Consider the following 1,764-nt stretch of genomic DNA (forward strand, 5'->3'; position numbering starts at 1 on the left):
GAACTCATGGACGTACTGCATGGTCCCGGGTCCCGCCGCCGTGGTGTGGGTGACGACCAGCGGAATTCGGCTGTTTCGGACCACCGCCCTGACCACCAAGCTGGTGAGCCAGATTGACTGGGGGTTGGTCTCATGGTGGAAGAGGGAGTGCTGAGCCCCGAAGTGGGCCAGCGGCGCCCCGAGGACGGCCGCCGTCTGCACGGCCGCCGCGCTGACGATGGCCGTCCCGGCCGGCGCCCACCCGGCCGGCCCGCGGCCCGCCCGACCCCAGCGGGTCAATCAGGTCAGCCCCCTGATGTCGCGGCTCTTCGCCCAGGTGGCTGGGACAGCCTCGCGGATGGGCGGTGATGACGTGTCGCGTCTCGTCCATTCCCTGCTGGGTCTTTACGAAGGGTCCATCACCGCCAGGCAGTCTCCAGTCGGCCTGACCTTCGACGAGATGTACGACCCGGAGGCCCTGACTCCCCGCCCTGAACACCAGACTCTCTACTCGAGGGCAAGGGACGAATTGGCTGCCCTGGGCCTGAAACTGCCTGATTGAGACCCCGGGAGCCCGGGGAGGAGGAGGCCGCTTTGAGCGCCCAGAAAACAAGCTCCGTCCAGTCAGTCGACCGCGCCTTGGCCATCCTGGAAGCTCTGGCCCAGGAAGGGCGGGAGGTGACGTTGAAACAGGTCAGCATCATCGTCGGGCTAGACGCCAGTACGACCCACCGCCTCCTGCAGACCATGGCGGCCCGAGGATTCGTTCGTCAGGAGGAGGACAGTGGCAAGTATTACTTGGGGCTGAGGGCTTTCGAAGTCGGCAATGCCGTCCCGCACACGTCCCACCTGCGCGGTTTGGCTCGGCCCATCCTGGCCGCCCTGACCGAGAAGACCGAGGAAACCTCGAACCTGGCCGTTCGGGACGCTTGGAACGGCGTCTATCTTGAGCAACAGACCAGTCCGCACTACCTGCGCATGGCCGCGGAAGTCGGGCGGGTGATCCCCCTGCATTGTACGGCCGTGGGCAAAGTGTTGTTGGCGGGGATCCCGGACGAAGAGCTCGTCCGGTTCCTTCACCGTGAGCGCTTCTCACCACTAACCACCCGGACGATCGTCTCCCCTGAAGAGCTCGAGCAAGAGATCCACTGGATTCGCACCAGTGGCTACGCCGTCGACGACGAGGAGTTCGAGGAAGGGGCCAAATGCGTGGCCGCGCCGGTGCGGGACCGCTCCGACCGGGTCGTCGCCACGGTCAGCGTTTCAGGGCCGGCGGCGCGGTTCACCACCGACCGGTTGAATCTCTTCATCCCTCTGGTGAAGAAGGCCGGGATGGATGTCTCCCGGGCCTTGGGTTACCAGTCGGCCCCGACCCCCGGGTTCTGAACCGCCCGCGTGGGCCAGGGCTCGTCCCGCCACCGCCCATCAGCTTCCCGCGACCCGCCAGAGTGTAGAGAAGGCAGCCGGGATGATCCCCACGTGGGAAGATCCCGGCTGCCTTCATGGCCGCGGCGAAGATGACACGGGAAAGACTCTCCGCGGGCTGGTTCGGGGGTGACGCTTGGGCGATGCCTGCGTTCAGGGCTCCACCAGCCACCCCAGGGACAGCGACTTGAGTTTCTCCGGGGTCGGGTTGCCCGTCTTCGGGTCCCAGCCGGCGAAGCCGTAGTAGAGGTCGCGGGCGGCCTCGAATTCCCGGCGGTCGACGTGGCGGCCCGCGGCCGGACCATCCGGCAGCCCTTCGAAGACGCGCGTCGGCAGCTCGTCGTCTTTGCGGGTGAAGCC

4 protein-coding genes are annotated in these 1,764 nt (G+C 66.9%); 2 read left to right on the forward strand and 2 right to left on the reverse strand.

What is annotated here, in order from left to right:
* Positions 1-279: hypothetical protein (locus VGL40_02530; protein HEY3314147.1), on the reverse strand; the 279-nt coding region annotated here is incomplete at its 3' end.
* Positions 280-295: 16 nt separating this feature from the next.
* Between VGL40_02530 and VGL40_02535 the strand changes: the two genes are divergently transcribed.
* Positions 296-541, forward strand: coding sequence for a monomethylamine:corrinoid methyltransferase (locus tag VGL40_02535; GenBank protein ID HEY3314148.1), 246 nt, complete (start codon positions 296-298; stop codon positions 539-541).
* A 32-nt stretch (positions 542-573) separates the two neighbouring features.
* Positions 574-1,365, forward strand: coding sequence for an IclR family transcriptional regulator (locus VGL40_02540; GenBank protein HEY3314149.1), 792 nt, complete (start codon positions 574-576; stop codon positions 1,363-1,365).
* A 192-nt stretch (positions 1,366-1,557) separates the two neighbouring features.
* On the opposite strand, the gene VGL40_02545 is transcribed toward VGL40_02540, so the two are convergent.
* Positions 1,558-1,764, reverse strand: a 207-nt coding sequence (locus VGL40_02545) for an aldehyde ferredoxin oxidoreductase C-terminal domain-containing protein (GenBank protein HEY3314150.1), incomplete at its 5' end; no start/stop codon positions are given.

This window comes from Bacillota bacterium, assembly GCA_036504675.1.
Lineage (GTDB): Bacteria > Bacillota > Sulfobacillia > JAJYWN01 > JAJZPE01 > DASXUT01.

What these genes read in the sequence shown, in the direction of transcription:
- VGL40_02535 (HEY3314148.1), top strand. Translation starts at nt 296, where the DNA reads ATGTCGCGGCTCTTCGCCCAGGTGGCTGGGACAGCCTCGCGGATGGGC.